12 protein-coding genes and 1 pseudogene are annotated in these 18475 nt (G+C 60.7%); 2 read left to right on the plus strand and 11 right to left on the minus strand.

The window, feature by feature from the left end:
• Window positions 1-163 precede the first annotated feature (163 nt).
• The 3 genes and pseudogenes from EOS_RS40370 to EOS_RS40380 form a co-directional block, all read right to left on the minus strand.
• Entirely contained in the window at window positions 164-724 is a 561-nt protein-coding gene (locus EOS_RS40370; RefSeq protein ID WP_082163710.1) for a chemotaxis protein CheW, read from the minus strand.
• A 34-nt stretch (window positions 725-758) separates the two neighbouring features.
• Window positions 759-2498: a methyl-accepting chemotaxis protein gene (locus EOS_RS40375; RefSeq protein WP_047897831.1), complete on the minus strand. Its 1740-nt coding sequence runs from the start codon at window positions 2496-2498 to the stop codon at window positions 759-761.
• Between the two features lie 1546 nt (window positions 2499-4044).
• A pseudogene (locus EOS_RS40380) lies at window positions 4045-5604 on the minus strand (methyl-accepting chemotaxis protein); the annotation flags it as partial.
• Between the two features lie 1062 nt (window positions 5605-6666).
• Here EOS_RS40380 and EOS_RS40385 point away from each other — a divergent pair.
• Window positions 6667-9066 (plus strand): putative bifunctional diguanylate cyclase/phosphodiesterase, encoded by a 2400-nt coding sequence (locus tag EOS_RS40385; protein ID WP_053064230.1) that lies wholly within the window; start codon window positions 6667-6669, stop codon window positions 9064-9066.
• Window positions 9067-9089: 23 nt separating this feature from the next.
• Window positions 9090-9479, plus strand: coding sequence for a hypothetical protein (locus tag EOS_RS49475; protein ID WP_082163711.1), 390 nt, complete (start codon window positions 9090-9092; stop codon window positions 9477-9479).
• Here EOS_RS49475 and EOS_RS40395 read toward each other — a convergent pair.
• From EOS_RS40395 to virB10, 8 genes are all read right to left on the minus strand, one after another.
• Window positions 9476-10489 carry a relaxase/mobilization nuclease domain-containing protein gene (locus EOS_RS40395; protein WP_047897834.1) on the minus strand — a complete coding sequence of 338 codons (1014 nt, stop codon included), beginning with the start codon at window positions 10487-10489 and terminating at the stop codon, window positions 9476-9478. The genes EOS_RS49475 and EOS_RS40395 overlap by 4 nt on opposite strands.
• 1 nt (window position 10490) lies before the next feature.
• Window positions 10491-11033 (minus strand): plasmid stabilization protein, encoded by a 543-nt coding sequence (locus EOS_RS40400; RefSeq protein WP_047897835.1) that lies wholly within the window; start codon window positions 11031-11033, stop codon window positions 10491-10493.
• Between the two features lie 9 nt (window positions 11034-11042).
• Window positions 11043-12611 (minus strand): LPD7 domain-containing protein, encoded by a 1569-nt coding sequence (locus EOS_RS47345; protein WP_047897836.1) that lies wholly within the window; start codon window positions 12609-12611, stop codon window positions 11043-11045.
• A 55-nt stretch (window positions 12612-12666) separates the two neighbouring features.
• Window positions 12667-14514: a PriCT-2 domain-containing protein gene (locus tag EOS_RS40410; protein ID WP_047897837.1), complete on the minus strand. Its 1848-nt coding sequence runs from the start codon at window positions 14512-14514 to the stop codon at window positions 12667-12669.
• Window positions 14511-16334, minus strand: a complete 1824-nt coding sequence (locus EOS_RS40415; protein ID WP_082163715.1) for a type IV secretory system conjugative DNA transfer family protein — start codon at window positions 16332-16334, stop codon at window positions 14511-14513. The genes EOS_RS40410 and EOS_RS40415 overlap by 4 nt, the downstream gene beginning before the upstream one ends.
• Entirely contained in the window at window positions 16331-16696 is a 366-nt protein-coding gene (locus EOS_RS40420; RefSeq protein ID WP_087882066.1) for a hypothetical protein, read from the minus strand. Before EOS_RS40420 ends, EOS_RS40415 begins: the two co-directional genes overlap by 4 nt.
• A 50-nt stretch (window positions 16697-16746) precedes the next feature.
• Window positions 16747-17865, minus strand: a complete 1119-nt coding sequence (virB11, locus tag EOS_RS40425; RefSeq protein ID WP_047897839.1) for a P-type DNA transfer ATPase VirB11 — start codon at window positions 17863-17865, stop codon at window positions 16747-16749.
• Window positions 17862-18475 (minus strand): type IV secretion system protein VirB10 (virB10, locus tag EOS_RS40430; RefSeq protein ID WP_047897840.1); only part of this gene is annotated, 614 nt, incomplete at its 5' end. The genes virB10 and virB11, both read right to left, overlap by 4 nt.

Consider the following 18475-nt stretch of genomic DNA (forward strand, 5'->3'; position numbering starts at 1 on the left):
GGCAATCCGCGCCGAGGGCGGAACGCAGTGACGCCAGCCTCGGATCGTGCTTCAGTCAAGATCGTAGGTCTTCATGGCAATACATTCTCGTATCGGTTGCAGCTATCCCTTCTACAGCCCGCTTGCCTGCTTCAGGTCGAATCCGTGTGGCGACGGCACGCACCTAGCGCGCCGCGGATTCGACAACACCGATGTCCGCGGAGGACACCAGCGCCTCGATGTCGACCAAAATCAGCATCTGCTCCCGGCCATCGATGATGGTTGAGCCAATGCCCGTGATGAATCGTGTCTCCAACGCCGCACTGAACGCCGGTGCGGGCCTGATTTGCGCGTCTTCAAGTTCGAGCACATCACTCACCGCGTCCACAACTACACCGACCGTGCGGCGCGCCACGTTTAATACAATAACGACTGTCGAATCGTTGTACTCGGCCGAGCGCAAGGCCAACTTCAGCCGCAGGTCCACGATCGGAATAATCACACCGCGCAGGTTGATTACTCCTTTGATGAAGTCAGGCGCATTGGCGATTCGTGTAGGCGCCTCATATGAGCGGATCTCCTGCACCCTCAGGATGTCGGCCCCGTAGGCCTCCTCACCCAGGCGAAAAATCAGGAATTCTCCCGCCGCCTGTGTGGTATCGCCCGTTCGTGCCAGCGAATTCGCCGCGCCTGCGGGCGCGCCTTGCTCGTTCGTAACGTGAGTTTCTTCTTGCAACGTCTTCATGACTGACTCCCCGTATTGCCGCTGTGTATCAAATTCAGAACGCTTCCCAGCTCGAATCCCGGGCGGTATTTCCGCCGGCACGCGCGAACGCCGGGGCGGCCTTCGGTGGCGTAGCGGTCGCCTTGCCGGGTTTCGCGGGGATGGACCGGCGTCGCTCGGGCGCCGCCCGATGCGATGCGAGTGCAGGCTGCTGCGGCGCTACCGTGGAGTCCAGCCGGAAGAACGCCACGGCCTGGTTCATTTGCCGGCCCTGTTCTTCCAGCGATTGAGAAGCGGCCGCTGCTTCCTCCACGAGCGCCGCGTTCTGCTGCGTGACTTCGTCCATCTGCGTGATGGCCTGATTGACCTGCTCGATCCCGCGACTTTGCTCGGTCGACGCCGCCGCGATCTCGCCCATAATGTCCGTGACACGCGCGACTGCCTGCGTAACTTCGGACATCGTCTTACCCGCCTCTGCAGCCAGCGAAGAACCATCCCGAATCTTTTGCACTGACGCCGTAATCAGGTCCTTGATCTCCTTCGCCGCACTCGACGAGCGTTGCGCCAGGCTACGCACTTCACTCGCCACCACGGCGAACCCTCGCCCTTGCTCGCCTGCGCGGGCTGCCTCGACTGCCGCATTCAGCGCGAGGATGTTCGTCTGGAACGCGATACCCTCAATGATTCCGGTAATCTCCGCGATCTTGGTCGAGCTACCGCTGATATCGCCCATCGTGTCGACGACCTGGCTGACTACGACGCTGCCTTTCTGAGCCACGTCCGACGCATCGGCAGCAAGCGCGCTTGCCTGCTGAGCGTTTTCAGCGTTCTGTTTGACGGTGGACGTCAGCTCTTCCATGCTCGACGCCGTTTCCTGCAGCGACGCCGCTTGCTGTTCGGTACGGGAGGAAAGATCAACATTGCCCGCTGCGATCTGGCTCGAACCGGTGGCAATACTGTCCGCCGAGGTCCGGACCTGACCGATCAATCGCACCAGACTTCCCTGCATCTCCCCCATCGACGCGAGCACGCTGCCGGGAGGTGCATGCTGGGCACCGGGTACCGGGTTCAGGTCACCGGCAGCCACGCGTCGCGTGACTTCGCTCAGGACTCCTGGCTCCGCACCGAGCGCGCGTGTCAATCCTCGTGTGATCACGAAGGCAGCCCCCACGGCGGCGCACAACGCCACCAGGCAGATCATCATCAGCAACGTGCGCTGGTTCACATAGTGCTCCGTGGACTCCTGCACCATCTGCTCGGCTCGACTACGGGTGTAGTTGCTATAGGCGTTCGTCGCTTTGATGAGCGCGGCCAGCAGTGGCCGGCATTCGTCGTTCATCTTCGCAATCGCCTCGTCATGCCTGTTGTTCAATGCAGCACTGACGATCGCCAGTGCGACGGGGCCGTATGCCCTCTCGACGCGGTCGATATCGTCCACCAGGCTGCGGGCCTTTTCCGATGTATCCGTCGCGCTGGCGATCATTTCCTTGAGCTTCCTGAGCCTCGCCTGAACGTCTTCATGGGCTTGCGTTACCGCCGCCTTTTCCGTCTCCAGGTCCGCGGGTTTCGTCACGAGCACCAGATTGCGGGCGGCAATCGCGCGTCGATCCACTGCTGTTCGAACCTGCTCGGCAATCTCCGCGCGTGCGCTGATACCGGTCACGTAACTCGAGAATCGCTCGTTCGAATCGCTCAACGCCTTCAGCGACAGGCCGGATACAACCAGAACAATCGTTGCCATTGCGCCAAAGCCCACTGCGAGCTTGGCTTTGACGGTCATCTGTTGGAAATTCATCTCTTTACCTACTCTGTTAATAAAACGTCGATTCCGGTCCGATTGCAAATGCGGCAGCCGGAATACCGATGAAAAACATGCAGTCTGCCTTTGCCGGAGGTGGGGAAACGCGAGCCTCCTTGTCATCCGACGCGCGTTACAACAGTAATATCGACTGTGAGTACGCGATGCTTGAATGCCTCACACCGTGCGCAAACGTTTTGTCGGGTTTTGGAGAGATGGGACTTTCCCCTAAGGTCGTTTTTCCACTATTTGTCTGCGCGCAGAGGATGACGTGATGCATCGTTCGATACCATTAAATAGGATTCCAAAGTTATCAGAATTCGACTGTAGATTTTTTTTGAATACTTACTTACTGTTTTGACGACTTTATAGGGACGGGATTCGCGACGCGGAGTAACCGAAAGCCTGGCCAAACGCCCTCGCAATTCAGTGTTTTATGTAGCTCGCAAGAGCCACAACTTGTCTTTAGCTGACACCTGTGGACACGAGACAAGATGATGTCGCGCTTCCGGCAAGTAGCTCCGAAGTGAATGACGTTAGCGGGGGTGCGATCGCTGTCCTTGATTCTCATACCCACGGTAATCAACCTCCCGGAAACCCTTGATCGAACCGCCCTAACCGGTCGCATCTAACCGCAATCAAATGAACGCGCAACGGGTTCCAAGGGCCGTCAACAGCCGCGGCCATTCGTCCACGGCGCCTTCATCGTGTATCTCTTCGAGTTCAGGCAACAAGTCAAGGGTCAGCTCGTCGTAGACAAGCAGGTATTTCAGACTTACCGTCTCGCTTGTACAGCTAACCTTAGAGTCGATGTCGGTTCCTCACTACTCGGTGCAGCCGATATAGATCAAGGAAATGCTGGTCAGCCTGAACCGACTTCTTGTGGATTATGGATCTAGTCTATGGTTGGCGTTGCAATATGCGCGATCGGCTCAGAAGCGATGCGTGCGAGCAAACGGGGCCATGGTTGCGTGTTTGTCGCTCGAATTGCGAGTGTGGACGAATCGCGGCGCCAGAGCGGCGAGCGCTATCAAGATTCTGATCGCCGCGAACGTCAATCGGGTCAAACGACTCCCCAATTAGTGGCGACGCAAGAAGTACGACGGATGTCTGCTTCAGGGGCCTTACGCGAGCGCCTGAGCTTGTCCCCACACTTGTCAACAAAGTCCACGAGCGATTGACAAACACGAGGCCGAACGTAAGAACGATAATGCATAGGATGCCTCGGTGCGTGTCGGCCATCATCCCGTTGATCAGGAATGCTTAGCCGCCGATCGCTTGCCAAAGAATGGGCAATGAGCCGAAGCAAAGTTGTAATTGTTTGAGAGATTGGACGCTTTGAATCGCCAGCATGATCGCGCTGCTCTCGTCACGTGGAGTCGCTCACTGAGCACTGGCCGGATTTTTCATTGAGATCTCCCCCCTCAGGAAGTAGCAAGCCGCAACTCGATCGATTGGTTAGCGTTGAGATAATCCCGATCTTCTGCCCGGTCGACAAGAACGACTAGCCGCTGGCAAGCGACGCACTGCGGCCGTTGCTTGGGGACGTGGCACTGAGACGGAAAAAGGCCACGGACTCGGTCAAATGCCGACCCTGCTCTTCCAGCGATTGAGAGGCTGCCGCCGCCTCCTCGACCAACGCGGCATTTTGCTGCGTAACTTCGTCCATCTGCGTAATCGCCTGATTGACCTGCTCAATCCCGCGGCTCTGCTCCCCGGAGGCCGCGGCTATCTCGCCCATGATATCGGTGACACGCGAGATAGCCTGCGTGACGTCCGACATGGTCTTGCCCGCGTCTGCGGCCAGCGCGGAACCGTCCTTGACCTTTTTTACCGACGTGGCGATCAGATCCTTGATTTCCTTTGCCGCGCTCGACGAACGTTGCGCGAGGCTACGTACCTCGCTGGCAACAACCGCGAAGCCACGCCCCTGCTCGCCAGCACGGGCAGCTTCGACCGCCGCGTTCAGCGCGAGGATGTTGGTCTGGAAGGCAATCCCTTCGATGATCCCCGTGATGTCCGCGATCTTCGTCGAACTTTGGCTGATTTCACCCATCGTATCGACTACCTGGTTCACGACCGCATTGCCTTTCTGAGCCACTTCGGACGCGTTTGCGGCCAGCCCACTGGCCTGCTGCGCGTTCTCCGCGTTTTGTTTCACCGTGGAGGTGAGCTCCTCCATGCTGGATGCCGTTTCCTGTAGCGACGAGGCTTGCTGTTCGGTCCGTGAGGACAAGTCCAGGTTGCCCGATGCAATCTGGCTTGACCCGGTGGCAATGCCCTCAGCCGCGCTCCTAACCTGACTGATCAACCTGACGAGGCTGATCTGCATCTCTCCCATGGAGGCGAGCACGCTGCCTGCCAGTGCGCGCTGCGCGCCCGGCACGGGACTCAGATCCCCACCGGCTATCCGTTGAGTGACCTCACCCAACGCGGCAGGCTCCGCACCCAACTGTTTCAACAAACTTCGGGTGATGACTAGCGCCGCCGCAACGCCGATCAGCGCAGCAATCGCGCCCAGCCCCACCATTAAATTGCGCCCATAAGCATATTCTTCCCCAGCGCGTACGCTAGCGGTTCCTATCGCTGCTTTCTGATATTCGATGAACTTAGCAAGCTCAGCGATATACGCCAGTTGTTCGGGCCGGGCCTTTTCGAGCAATACGGCCTTAGCGGTCACGATCTGCCCTGCCGCGATGAGCTTCAGATATTCGTCTTCGTGCGGCGTGTACCGGGCGCGGGCATCGATGACAGCCTGAAGTAACGCGCTTTCCTTGCCCGAATCGACCGTTTTTTGAAGCTGCTCCATGTATTCCCGGCGCGCTTTCTTATCGTTGTATACGCCTTCTATTTCCTTCTGGATCGCGGCCTTGTCGTCCAAGATCAACATGTTGCGTGTGTGCCGTGCGGTTTCCAGAACGCGCACAATCCAGTCGTTGGCAATAACGATTTTCGGTATGTGTTCACTGGTCAATTGACGGACAGTATCATCGAACGTCGATAGCCTTCCCACGCCTATGCCGACGATCGTGATGAGAAGGAGCAACACCGTGCCAAACCCGGTGGAGAGTCGCGTCACAACTCGTGTATCTGAAAGCTTCATGTCGCCCGCCTGGATAACAATTTATGTTTGACTCTCGCGCCGGAACGTGTGCGGCAACGAATTCAATCGTGCCGATCGCGGCACGCGAAAACAACTTGCTCTGTACTACTTAGACATCGTTAAATGAGATAGCCGACCCAATGGACGCGCAAAATCATTGAAAGCGTACTTCTACGCCCGATTAGCACGTGCGGCAGACCTACGCTCAGCTCTCTTCGCACCGGATGGTGCGCCGCTGCCTGCCTTTGTTTACGGCATCGGGTAGCCTCTTCTGCAGAGGAACAAACCCTTACCGAATATTCGACATCCGTTTTCAGCGCGGCTATTGGTTCGCGTTTTGTACGTGGTTGGCATGTTAGCGCCGTAAACAACCCTGTGCCGATGCACCCGTGCCGATGGTCGATCGTTCGACACCGCGACAGCGCTCCGGAAGGCGAAGTTTCGTTTGTATTTTCTTACGGATACTGTCCACGTTGCTAAAGTGCCGAGTGGCCACTCAATCGCGTTTTTTTGATCCAGATCATTTATTTGCTAGATTTTTATCCTGGGTCGCCGCGAGAGCGGACCGACGCCCGAGACCGCACTGCCCGCAGCATTGGCAATTTCGCAGTGATTGAGTCACATTTTTCCAAGCGGTTTTTCGCTTCGTCGTACCACGTATTGACGGGCGAGGTTCAAACGAATCTGGCGCGCACGTCACTCAGCAACGACGTTGAACCGCCATGCGGCGTCGCAGAACAAGCCTTCTCGCCTAGCCCCATTTTGCAGTTAGCCCGCCTCACCCCGCCAAACTCCTTCGCGATAATTGACTTCAGTTATCGAGCTTGGCGGAAATCGTTTCCCTCAAGAGATTGATCTGCAGATCCGGACGGTGAACGCTTCTGTCGCAGCCATCGTCCTGCTAAGGCGTTGCGCGTGTGGCCAGATAATCAAGGTCTTACAGCAACAGTATTCAAGGTGCAGCGCAACACTGACGTAAACAACTGAACATTGATACCAAGTTAATTCCCGGCACTTTAGCTTTAGTTCCGAGCCGACGCTTATTCATTATCCGGATGCTATATGGCCCTTTTAAAGCAATTGCAGCGTGTTTTAGCGCGCCGTGTTCCATCGTCGTCCGGCCGCATACTCGCCACCACCGGGCTTGCGATGGCGCTCTCGTTAGTGCCTGCCTTGGTATTCTGGGGCGCCCTCGAAAATTATCATGCAGGAGTTGCGTCAAAAAAGGCCAACGAAGCGAGCGATGCGTACCAGCAAGCGCGGTACAACGTCGGCGCTGAAGAGTCGCTTGAACGTAAATACCGTCTCGAGCCTGGACAAGAGATTAGGGACAAGCACGCCCAGGCCGCCGCCGATCTGGTTTCGTGGCTCACAAAAGCGCGCTCTCTTGAGCAGGCGGAAAACATCGTTGCGATCGACGATGTCCTTGTTAAACACACCGCGTACCTGCTGGCCGTCGACAGGATGTTCGCCGCGGTTGACACGAACGACACCGCACGCGTGAACGCGATAGACGTCGGCGAAACCGATCCTCTATTTGATGCCATAGAACACGAGGTTTCCGGGAGTGCAGCCCGGCACCGGCTGGAGGCGATTCGACAGCTGAACCGGCTTGCCGATACCCAGCAACTGGTTCTGATCGCAACACCGCTTATTTTCGCGATGGGACTGGCGCTCGCCGCTTTCTTCGCGAACGTGCTTCGGCGCTTACGGGCGGAAACTGTGCTTGCTGGAATCGCCGCAACGCGGCGCAGCGAACAGCGATTCAAGTCGCTTGTGCGCCATGCCGCAGACCTGATTTTGATTTGTGATACATCCGGCACCATTATCTATCGAGCGCCCACGGCGGAGACCGCGTGGGCCTTCAGCCGCGAGCATTCGCCCGACGAGATGCTTTCGCGCTGGATTCACCCCGATGACCAAGCCGCCCTCCATGAGATATGGCAACAGGTGGCGGCCGGACCAGGCGTATCAAATACGCTGGAATTGCGTAGCCGAGACAGTCAGGATGGGTGGCGAAACGGCGAGTTCACCTTGACGAATTTGTCGCAGGAGCTCGAGGTTGGCGGCATCGTTGTGAATGTGCACGATGTGACTGAGCGCAAACTCTTCGAGCAACAACTCATCACGCAGGCCTTTTATGACTCGCTCACGTCGCTACCCAACCGGGCGCTCTTGCTGGATCGTATTGAGCAGGCGCTAGTTCGCGTCCGTCGGCGCAACGGCACCGTCGGCCTGGTGTTCTTTGACATTGATAATTTCAAAAGGGTCAACGATGGTCTTGGCCATCAGACGGGCGACGTATTGCTCGTCGCCGCAGCGAAACGTCTGGCGGCTTGCGTTCGCCCCTCAGACACTGTCGCTCGCCTGGGAGGCGATGAGTTCGTCATCCTGTTGGAGCAGCTAACGAGCGATCCCGTGGCTGAGGTAACTCAGATCGCACAACGAATCATCAAGGAGTTCCGCAAGCCCTTCCTTTTAGACGGTAAGGATTACGTCGTCTCTGGCAGTCTTGGCATAGCCCTTGCTGACACGGCAACGAAAGCGACCGACGGAGCCTCGCTTTTACGTAACGCCGACGTCGCGATGTACCGCGCGAAGTCGGATGGCAAGAGTCGCTATGCGATTTTCGACGCGAATATGCACACGGACATCGTTTCGCGCGTTGAGCTTGAGGCCGACCTGCGCCGTGCACTGGAAAGACAAGAGTTGCGGGTGCACTATCAACCTATTCTGCACCTGGAATCCGAGACTTGCATCGAGGTCGAAGCACTTGTGCGCTGGCAACATCCGACCCGAGGACTGATCGCTCCACTTGAGTTCATTCCAATCGCAGAAGAAACCGGGCTTATCATTCCGCTGGGTCTTTGGGTTCTCGAAGAGGCCTGTCGTCACGCTGCTGCATGGCAGTTACTGTATCCCTCTATGCCTCCGCTGCAGGTTAGCGTCAACCTCTCGCCGCGGCAGTTTGAACACGCTGACCTGCTCACCGATGTACAGCGGGCCCTCGAGCAGGCAGGCCTTTCGCCGGCGAGCTTAAGGCTCGAGGTCACCGAGGGCGTCATCATGCGCGACACCGAATCGAGTATCCGTACGCTGCAGAAGCTCAAGAATCTCGGCATCCGGTTGGCAATCGATGACTTCGGTACCGGCTATTCATCACTCAGTTATCTCAAGATGCTGCCGCTTGACGTGTTGAAAATTGACCGGTCATTTGTACGTGGCATCGGACAGAATGCGGAAGACGACGCGATCGTCCAGGCGATTATCTCGCTGGCAAAATCACTCGGGCTCGCGGTGACCGCCGAAGGCATCGAAACCACTCAGCAGGCTGAACTGCTGCGGCAATGGTCCTGCGAAAAAGGCCAGGGATTTCTGTTCGCCCGCCCGCTAGAAGCTATGCAAATCTCCGCGCTGCTAGATGCCCCTCAAAACGCTCTTCTAGGTCGCTCAATCTCGTAACGCCGCAGCGCGGGTGATGGACAATGAAGTTACCCGATGGTGAGCATTTCGTTCAACGGCACGGCGGGAAAAGTATCGTGCTGGCTCGTTTCTTCGCGCCCGTGCACGCAATCGTCCCGCTTTCCTTACTGCGCCCCAATGATCTCATCATTCGGGCCTGGCTCGGCCATGTGTCTCTCGATACCACGAACATCTGTGCAGCAGCAGATCTGGAGATGAAGGTAAACGCGCTGGCCCACTGTGATCTGCCGCCACCAGCTAAGCGTGAAAAAAAGCGCCGCCGCCTCAGCGAACACCTCGATGTAACAGCTGTGCGGGGAAGACCGCGGATTCAGGATGTCCGCGAGGCGCCACCTGGCTTGCGAATCCATGGAACTATCGGTGTAGCCATGAGAGCCTTCCTTGCGCGTTAGCGCTCGACGGCAGGGCCCCACTCCCCGGGCTTCGGACTATGATCGGACGCTGAGCGCTCTGGAGCCTCGCGCGGTGCGGTGTGCGAACGTCCCGCGTCGGGTCTGTCCTGCTGAACGGGCATTGCCCACACGAAATTCACGACCTCAATCGCCATCTGCCGGTCCTCAAGCGAGTGCGACCCAGCCATCGCGCGCGCCACCTCGCGCCACGCGGCAAACACGCTGCTCTGCGCTTGCCACCCGGCACGCCGCTGCGTGTCGTTCGCTGCGGCACGCCAGTAGCGAGGTGTCTCCCCATGCGCGACCATATGCACAACTGCCTGCGTCGGGTACCGCTGGGTCGCGCCCCGTGTGAGCCGTGATGTCGCGTTCGCCTCCACGCCGTGCGCGCGCAACTGTTCGGCAAACTGCTCCCGCCAGCGCTGCAGATCGCGCTTGCGCGGGTTCAACCGCCGGCCATCCGGTCCCCTGACCTGCACGCTCAGATGCACGTGCGGGTGTGCCTCGTCATCATGCGCGGCAAACACGTAGGCACGGCCATCGCCAAACTCCAGGCACGCGAAATCCCTCGCCGCATCACGCACGGCCTGACGGTCCGTACCCGGTGGCATGGACAGCAGGATATTGAAGACCTCGCGTCGCACACTCTTCTCCGGGACGCCCCAACCGCCCAGTTGCCACGCATCGGTAAGATCACGCAATGCATCCGCGCCGACGATGACCAGTCCGTCCTGGTCCTCAAGCTCAACTTGGCCGCTGCGCGAGATGTAGCGCAAGTGCCGGCGCACCGCCCCCATGCCCTGCGCGCTCGACGCCTTGTTGGCGATCTTGACCATGACTTCCGGCGCTCGCTTGAGCGTGCGTGCGAGCTGCGCGCGCATACGCGCGGCCTCATCATCCAGTCGCGCGCGAGACAACCGCGGCGCACTGACGTGCTTCAGCGACGCATGAAAGAGGCGATCACCCCAGTTAAGAAGCATCGCATCGATGTAGACTTTCGGATAAGGCACGCTATCGGCTCCAGCGATCGAGGTTGGCACGCACGAGCGCGGCCACTGCACGTAGATGGGCATCGAGCTCTTTCTTCATTGCTGCAAGCTGCTGCGGGTCGATGAGCTCGGTGTGTGCAGCCACCCGCGCACCGTCCCGGGCGATGCAACCCAGCAGCCTGCCGATCGACGCGAGTTGCCGGTTCGATGTTGCGAGCAGCATCATCTCCTGTTCGCCGAACTGCGGCTCGCCTGTCAGATGCGCACGAATTAGCGCGACGATCCACCGGTTTGCATTGAATCCCAACGCAGCGGCACGCTGTTTCACTGCCGTCAACTCGGTCGAGGTCAACCGGATTGCGACGTGCTTCCGATGTTCCCCAACGACCGTCCACGGCATAGGGGATTCTGGCGCCGCGTCAGGCTGAGCGGCGTCATCCAGTACGGCGTCAAGAATCAGTTGCCGCACGCCCTCCGCAGGCGTCAGACCCTGCCTCGCGCACCACTGATCCCAGCGAGGCTTCACCTCTCCCAGCTCGATGCACAGACGCGCGCGGGCTCTCACGGCTTACCCTCACAGCGGCGGCGCAGTCGGCTCAGACGGTGCGCGCTCAATCTCACGGTTTGCAGCGCGATCCGGTGCGCACGGGGCATGGCGGCCCCGTGCGCACGGAGCTTTGGGATCAAAAACCTTGGGCGTCGGGAGCCGAACGCCTTCGGCGTGAAATGCATCGATCATCCGGCCAGCGTGTTGCTCCACACGGCAAATCGACCGGTCGCCAAACGCTTGTGCACGCATCGCCGCGACGATCACCGCCAGTTGCATCGCGCGCTGCGCGGCCACCGACTCCTCACGTCTGCTGTGCCGCGGTGTGAGCGTCGGCGCGCGGGGTGCCTCTGACACGATCTCCCCCGGCGCCCTGTCAACAGCCCCGTTGCGGGACATCGATTGCACCGATCGAGTGTGTTCTGGACGCTCGACATCTATCTGCCAGGTGCTGCGGTAGACCTCTTTTTCTTCCTGACCGATCACCCGGCCCGAGGCGTCAACCACCGGCGCCTCGACGCTCACCCAGCGCATGCCGAGGTTCTCCAGCGTGATGCGTTCTCCGAGCCTCGCCGCGGACTGCGCGAGCGCGCGTTCAAGATCCTTGCCCCATACCACATGGTCCGCACCGACGTGATCCCGATACACGACATCGTAGGGCTCGCCTGGTGCCGGATTGTGCTGGTACGGGGCACCACCGTGCTCGACCAACTCGCCGCTCTCCCGTGGCGAGTCGGGCACATCATCGCGCGCGCGGCCGGAATCACCGACCTGCGGGGCAGGCGGTATGGGCGGTATGGGCGGTATGGGCGGTATGGGCGGTATGGGCGGTATGGGCGGTATGGGCGGCATGTGCGGCATGTGAGATAAGGGCTGCTGGGGCGCGACCACGCCATCCGCCCGGCCGCTGCTACTGGCATCCGGCAGCTCCGCACTGCCTTCGATACGGTTGTTCAGATGTTCGCGACGCGCTTCGCTCAGTCGCGCGAGCTCTGCTGTCTTCGGCTCATAGCCGCTCACCCGGATACCGAGGAGCGTCGCCTGCAACCACGTCTCGCGGCAAAACGCTTCATGACCCGACACGCGAATGCGCTGCCACGATTTCGCCTGCACCATGTCGACCATCGACTCCACCACGTCGGACCGATGGTGCTCGGTGACGAGGCAGGGCCCGAGATCCTCGAAGGCGAGCTGGTACGGTGCGTCCTTCAGAAAGTACTGGTTGCCCGCGCACAGGTAGCGCTTGCGCACCCTCTGCGGTGCGTCACCGAGTGGAGCCCACGCAGCATCCACTGCGTGGGCCTGCTTCTGGTGCGCCGATGTCGCCTGCGGGCCGCTGCGCGGCGGCCGTGCCGGATCATCGCTCATGGCCTGCTCGCGCAACCGGGCACGCGCTGCATCGAACTCACGTCGTCGGCGAGCCGCCACGGCATCTCGTGCCGCCTCGTCAAGATTGCCAACGCGCTCGCGGCTGCCAGATGAAGCGCCCGCGTCATTGGGCACGGGTGGATCCTGCTCGATGACGTTGATCACCGGATTGATCACCGGATCCTGCTGCGCAGCAGTTGCGGAAGTGGATGAAGCGCTCTCAGTCATGGTACGGCCTCGTACTGGTTTAGCCCCGGATTGTCCCGTTGTCCGCCCAGAATCCTTATCTGTCAGGCTCATTCTTCAGTTCGCGGGCAGCCCGTTCCTTCGACTGCGCAAGCGCGCTTGCACGTGCCTGCCGTATCCGTGTCCACGAGTTCGCCTGCAACTGGTCGAGGGTGCCGTCGAAGTCCGCGCCAAAACCAACGTCGCGCGCCGATTTCTTCAGCGACGCCACGGTGCGTTCGAGCTGGTCACGCACGCGGTCCCATGGGTACACCTTCGCACGATCGCCGTCGTAGCCGATCTGCACTTCGGCCCCGTTCATCCTCAGGTTCTCGTCCATCCATTTCAGACGGTCCGAAACGAATTCCATCCGCTCCTTCGCGTGAAAGACGACACTGCGTGTAGCCACCTCCTGAATCAGGTAGTGCTCCGTGTTGAAGACCTCGCCCCGGTACGGACCGCCATTCTCACGTGGCGTCGCCATACGGATCTGCGCGCCAAAGCGGTGCCGCGCGAGCGTCTTCATCTCCGGCGGAACGTCATCAAGCCCGTATAGCGCTTCGCCGATCTCCCGGCGAGTCCACGCCGCCGACGGTGGATCCGTCGGCGAGCTCCCCGCAGATGCCTGTGGGACCTGCCCGTCCTGCGAGATCGGCGTCACCAGGGACTCCTCCACCGCTTGCGGCGCGACCTTCTTCGGCGCCGCCTTGCGACGTTTCGTGCTGCCAGCGTCGTTCGCCATTTCCTCTTTCACGTGGCCCATTTCACTACCCTCCTTTGGTTTATCCGCTCTTGCTTCGGCGCAAGGGATCGGCTCTGGTTCGGGCGTCACGTGCGCGCTCACCACCTCGCGAAACGCCACGTCCCGCAACAAACGACGTACGGCATCCGAGCCGCACAGCACAGCCATGTCGTTGAAGTCGGTCGGCCGGGAACCATCGATCAGCGCGTGCGGTGCAAACACAGGAAGGGCAAGCTGCGCTGTAACGTGCCCGGCCGCTTGACGCGCAGACTCCTCACCATGGCCGAGATCACCGAGCACGATCAGCCCGGCATCGGGAAACCGTTCGCGCAGGACGCCGGCAACCTCGCTGAGATTGCCGCTCGACAGGGCTGCCGCCGCGAGCCATCCGGTTGCCCGGTGTGCCGACAGCACCGTCGCCACCCCTTCACCGATCAGCATTGGAGACGCGATTTCGCCGGTCACTGGTTCAGGCCGCGTCATCCAGTACCCGCCCTTCTTCGCGCCTCCGGCAAGCGACGATTTACGCCCGTGTTCATCGATAAGCTCAAGCGTCGACAGGAGCTCGCCCCTCCATACCGGCACGATCAACACGCGGCCCGTGAGGATCTCTTCCTCGCTCGACGCCTCATAGCCGAGAAGTGTGCGCAGTTCGACGGCTTCCAGTTCTCGCAACGTCTCTGTCGGTTTGAGCTGCTTGCGCGTGAGATACGGATGCTGCGGTCCGACAGGCCGCGCCCATTGCCAGATGGACGCGGCCTCACGGGCAACTGCGGCGTGGCGGGTACGCACCTTGCGTTCTTCTCGTTGAGCCTCCTGCGCGCGACGCTCCAGCGTCTGCCGGTCGGGACCCGCCACCCTGTGCACGACGGCACCCGCGACTCTCGAGCCTTGCAGATCGAAGCCGTGGCGCTCAGCCAGCCAGAAAAGCGACGCAAGCGTCTTGCCTCCCGATGCGCTGGCCGAGCGCCACGTCACACGTGCAGCACGCTCGCTGTAGTTGTGCGCGCTACGGCTCCACTCGTCCCAGATGTCAAAGCCCGCATCACCGAATCCCTGCTTCACCGCGAACGCCATATCGACCCACGTCGAGTAGTCTTGCGCAGGAATCACGGCGAGTGCGGCCCGCGCGCGAGCGCGCTCATCAACGAACTGCGGGCTCATCGATGCTCTCCGCGTATTGGCGCAACTATGGGTGCGACGTCTGAGTGCCCGGACGGGTCAACCGCGCGAGCGGCGCGCGCATCCTTTCCGACGCGCGCCTTGCCGGCCGCTGCTTTTGTCTCCCCTGACTTGCTGCTTGCCCGGCGGTTTCGTGAGCCTGCCGCCAGCCCGAGTTGCGCCACGTCCGGATCCGCCAGCGACTGCCTTCGTCTTGCCTGCCCGATCTGCTCAACCGGAACGCCAAGCAACATGAAGTGCCGCTCCACGTATGCGCTCGCCTCGTCCTCGCTAATGTCGGCAAGCCGCGAAGGCAGATCTCGCGGATCCCATACCTGCAACACCTCCAGATTCTCGGCCGGCACGTGGATCCGTCCCGAGGCATGCGCATCGATTTCGCCCACCCTGAGTTCACGCACGCGCTGCTCGAGCTGTGCACTAAAGCAGGCAAGATCGATCGCCGGCACGCGAGGCGCGGCGGCAAGCCGTGACGTGAAGGCGGGCTCGCGCCAGTAGCAGATCTTCTCGGCGAGGATCGGCTTGGTGTTCTCGAGCAGGATGATTTCCTTGTCCCGGCCAAGCTCCTTCAGTTCCTGCGGCAGCAGCAACGCTCGACGTTGCTCGGAGATGCTTTCGCTCGACCCGCCACGGCCGCCGAGGATGGCGTTGGAGCGACTCACGCTGCGCGACTTGTCGGTGAAGGTGCCCAACATCTCGGAATACTCGTTGGCGTCCTTCTGCTCACGCGGCGCGTACAGAATCTGCATCGCGTGGTTGGTGACGAACGTGCGGGCATCCGCGCGGCCATAGACCGACTCCAGTTGCGAGACCGACTGCACGATGGAGAGCATGCGAAGGTTGTAGCCGGCCATATACGCGACTGCGCGCGCGATGATGTGAATTTTGCCGATTGCGGTGAATTCGTCCATGAGCAGCAGACACTGGAATTTCAGCGCCGGGTTGTCCTGCGGCAACTGCTTGGTGTTGAGATTAACGAGCTGGGAGAACACCAGGTTGACGAGCAGCGCCGACTCCGTCAGATGATCCGGCGTGATACCGATATAGACTGTCATGCGCTGCTTGCGGACCTCTCGCAGGTCAAAATCGTTCGTGCTCGTCGCAGCATCAACGATCGGGTTGGCCCAGATCGTGAGCGGCGCATTGAAGGTTGCGAGGATGCTCGCCAGTACCTTGTCGTCATTCGCGAGAAAGCGGTTGAGCGCATCGACACAGGGCCCCGTGAGGAGGTTGCGGTATTGCAGCAATGCCTTCTGCAGATACGCCTTCACGGGCATGCCATTTCCCGATGACTGCCGCAGTACCTCTCCCATGGTGACGGGATGGTGAGGGATCTCGGTGCTCCCCATACGCCGCGCATCGCGCCATTCGCACAGCAGCAGCACGATACCCAGAAAGAGATTGCGCGCCTGGTCCTTCCAGAAATCGTCGTGGCCGCCCACCGGATAGAGGGCGTAGCCGATCGCAAGAACGTCACCCACGCGAAACACCCCATCCGAAATGGCCGACAGCGGGTTATAGCGGTGCGTTCGCCCATCTTCGGCGAAAGGATTGAACAGGTAGACCGCGTGGCCGTGGGCGCGCCTAAAGCCCGCCGTGATGGTGTAGTTCTCCTGCTTGATGTCAAGCACCACAGCCGAATCCGGATAACTCAGCAGGTTCGGAATCACGATACCGACGCCCTTGCCCGAGCGCGCCGGAGCCGCGAGCAGCACGAACTGCTGGCCCACAAAACGCAGGTACCGTCCGCGCCATACGCCCACGACGATAGCCGGTCCGGGATTGGCTGTCGTGACAGCGCTCATAGCAGCCCCGCCGCACGGATTTCCGCGTCGCTCGCGAACCGCGCGCTGCCGTAAAGACGCCGATGAGCAGAGCGGCTCCACAGTGCGCACAAGCCGAGCGCCGGTCCACCGAAGGCGACCAGCAACCCGAAAATTGCCGAGCCGGCAAGCCGCCTGCCCTCTTTCGACAGCCCGCCGTCACGCCACGCACGGGCCGCATCCAGCCAGCCCCATATCCCCGCATGCAGCGGATTGATCCGCAGACTCGCGTAGAGGAAGAACGACGCGAGCCAGAGCGCGGCCAGAAGCGCTGCGCCCAGGACGACGAGAGCCGCCAGCGTCTTCGCCGCCCTATAGACATGATGCCAACCGCGATTTTGCATGGTCTGCTCCATCCTTTGCGCGCGGGTTCACCCAAACATTCACTTAACATTCATTCAAACTCGGTCCGGTGCTTGCGCAGCGGATCGAACCAGACTTCCGTCATGGACCAGCGTTTGCCAGTCTGGACGCCCGCCTCGTCGAACACCGGCTGCGCCTCCATATGTGCGACCACGTCGATGGTCAGAAGCAACAGGCGCTTGAGTGCCGCATCGTCATAGGCGGCCGCCTCCGGGTGTTCCTTCGCCATCAGGGCAAAGCGCTCGATCGCCACCGCCGCACTCGATGCGTGATAGCTCGTGATGGAACCCGAGTGCCCTGTGGTCAGTAGTTTCAGGAAGTCGTACGCTTCCGCGCCGCGTAGCTCAGCGAGCAGCACGCGATCGGGACGCATGCGCATGGTGCTGGCGATCAGCTCCGCAGGCGTGATGCGAGCCTGTCCGTGGCCGCCCTTGTTATAAATAAGATGGACGCAGTTCTCGATGTGACGGATGAACAGCTCGCGCACATCCTCGATGGTCACAACACGCTCGCTTGCCGGGATGTGCTGACAGAGCGTTTTCATGAAGCTCGTCTTGCCCGAACCCGTGTTGCCGACGATGACGATATTCAGTCGGGCAAGCACCGCCAACTCAAAGAAGGCCGCGAAGTCGTGCTCATCGAGCCTACGTACGAGATGCTGGTCCGTCGCTCGCAACCCCGTGGTGGCGTCATCGAGACCCACCGGCCGGTGCCACTCGCTACGCGCAAAGAGTCCTTCGGCACGATAGATACCGAGCGTCTTCTCCCGCGACGAGGGGCGTCGGATCGTGACCGACACCGTGCGCGGGGGCACGACCGGCGGTATCACAATCTGGATGCGCGCGTCGCCGGGCAACAGCGCCGAGAGCACCGGATTTTCGGCCGAGACTTCCTGGTTCGTGAGCGTGGCGATGGCCACCGCGAACGACATCAGGCGCTCGAAATCCAGGTCGCGATAGTCAAAGCCGTGCCAGCCAAGATGTGTTTCGGTGAGCACACGCTGCGGCCGGTTGATCACGAGCTCAGTGACATCTCCATTGTCGAGCAGCGATGCGAACGGGCGCATCAGCTCGCGCACGGACGCGTCGTCCGGCAACCTCGCGAGCAGCGTCTGCTCGGCCCAACTGGCAGTCAACGCAGGCGTATTCATTGGACAGCCTCCGGCTGCAGTGCATAGACGGCGCTGAAGTCGAGATCGCGCGCGACCACGATCGTGAACTCGGCGCCCTGGTTCTGCGTGAGCGTCGGGGCAATGTTGATCGTGCTCTCGAGCACGCGAGCGGCCATGTCGTTGCCGGTCTGCTGCGTGTTCTCGAAGACCGTGGAACTGTTGTTGTTGCCACCGCGCGTCGCCAGGTAACCGATCGCGTCCTGCGTGATACTCAGCAGGAACGCCGCGCCCACGCGCTCGCCCCAGTGGTTGTTCACGTAGCCGCCGATGCCCATGCGTCCGAGCGCGTCCGCGGCCGGAGAATCGACCTCCACCGTCACGCCATTCGGCGTCTTGATGCGCGCCGACAGGATGAATACGCGCTTTTGCGCAGGCGAGAGGTTCGAGCGGTACTGGCTGTTGATCTGCGAGCCGCGTTCGATCAGTACCACCCGCCCATCGTCGGAATAGACGTTTTTCGTCACCGTGCAGGTGGATAGACCCGCTTCACTGGAGTCGAACGCGGTGTCGCCCGCGCAGTCGATCTTGGCACCCTGCGCGAGGATGAGGCTGCGGTTACCCAGACGCCCGGCGCTCACGCGCGGCGTCG

The organism is Caballeronia mineralivorans PML1(12), from assembly GCF_001028175.1.
GTDB classification, from domain to species: domain Bacteria; phylum Pseudomonadota; class Gammaproteobacteria; order Burkholderiales; family Burkholderiaceae; genus Caballeronia; species Caballeronia mineralivorans.

Bases quoted from the DNA above. Each gene is read 5' to 3' on its own strand.
- EOS_RS40415 (WP_082163715.1), bottom strand. From the start codon at position 16,334: ATGAGCGCTGTCACGACAGCCAATCCCGGACCGGCTATCGTCGTGGGC.
- EOS_RS49475 (WP_082163711.1), top strand. From the start codon at position 9,090: ATGAAGTTACCCGATGGTGAGCATTTCGTTCAACGGCACGGCGGGAAA.
- EOS_RS40370 (WP_082163710.1), bottom strand. From the start codon at position 724: ATGAAGACGTTGCAAGAAGAAACTCACGTTACGAACGAGCAAGGCGCG.
- virB11 (WP_047897839.1), bottom strand. From the start codon at position 17,865: ATGAATACGCCTGCGTTGACTGCCAGTTGGGCCGAGCAGACGCTGCTC.
- EOS_RS40410 (WP_047897837.1), bottom strand. From the start codon at position 14,514: ATGAGCCCGCAGTTCGTTGATGAGCGCGCTCGCGCGCGGGCCGCACTC.
- EOS_RS40420 (WP_087882066.1), bottom strand. From the start codon at position 16,696: ATGCAAAATCGCGGTTGGCATCATGTCTATAGGGCGGCGAAGACGCTG.
- EOS_RS47345 (WP_047897836.1), bottom strand. From the start codon at position 12,611: ATGACTGAGAGCGCTTCATCCACTTCCGCAACTGCTGCGCAGCAGGAT.
- EOS_RS40375 (WP_047897831.1), bottom strand. From the start codon at position 2,498: ATGAATTTCCAACAGATGACCGTCAAAGCCAAGCTCGCAGTGGGCTTT.
- EOS_RS40385 (WP_053064230.1), top strand. From the start codon at position 6,667: ATGGCCCTTTTAAAGCAATTGCAGCGTGTTTTAGCGCGCCGTGTTCCA.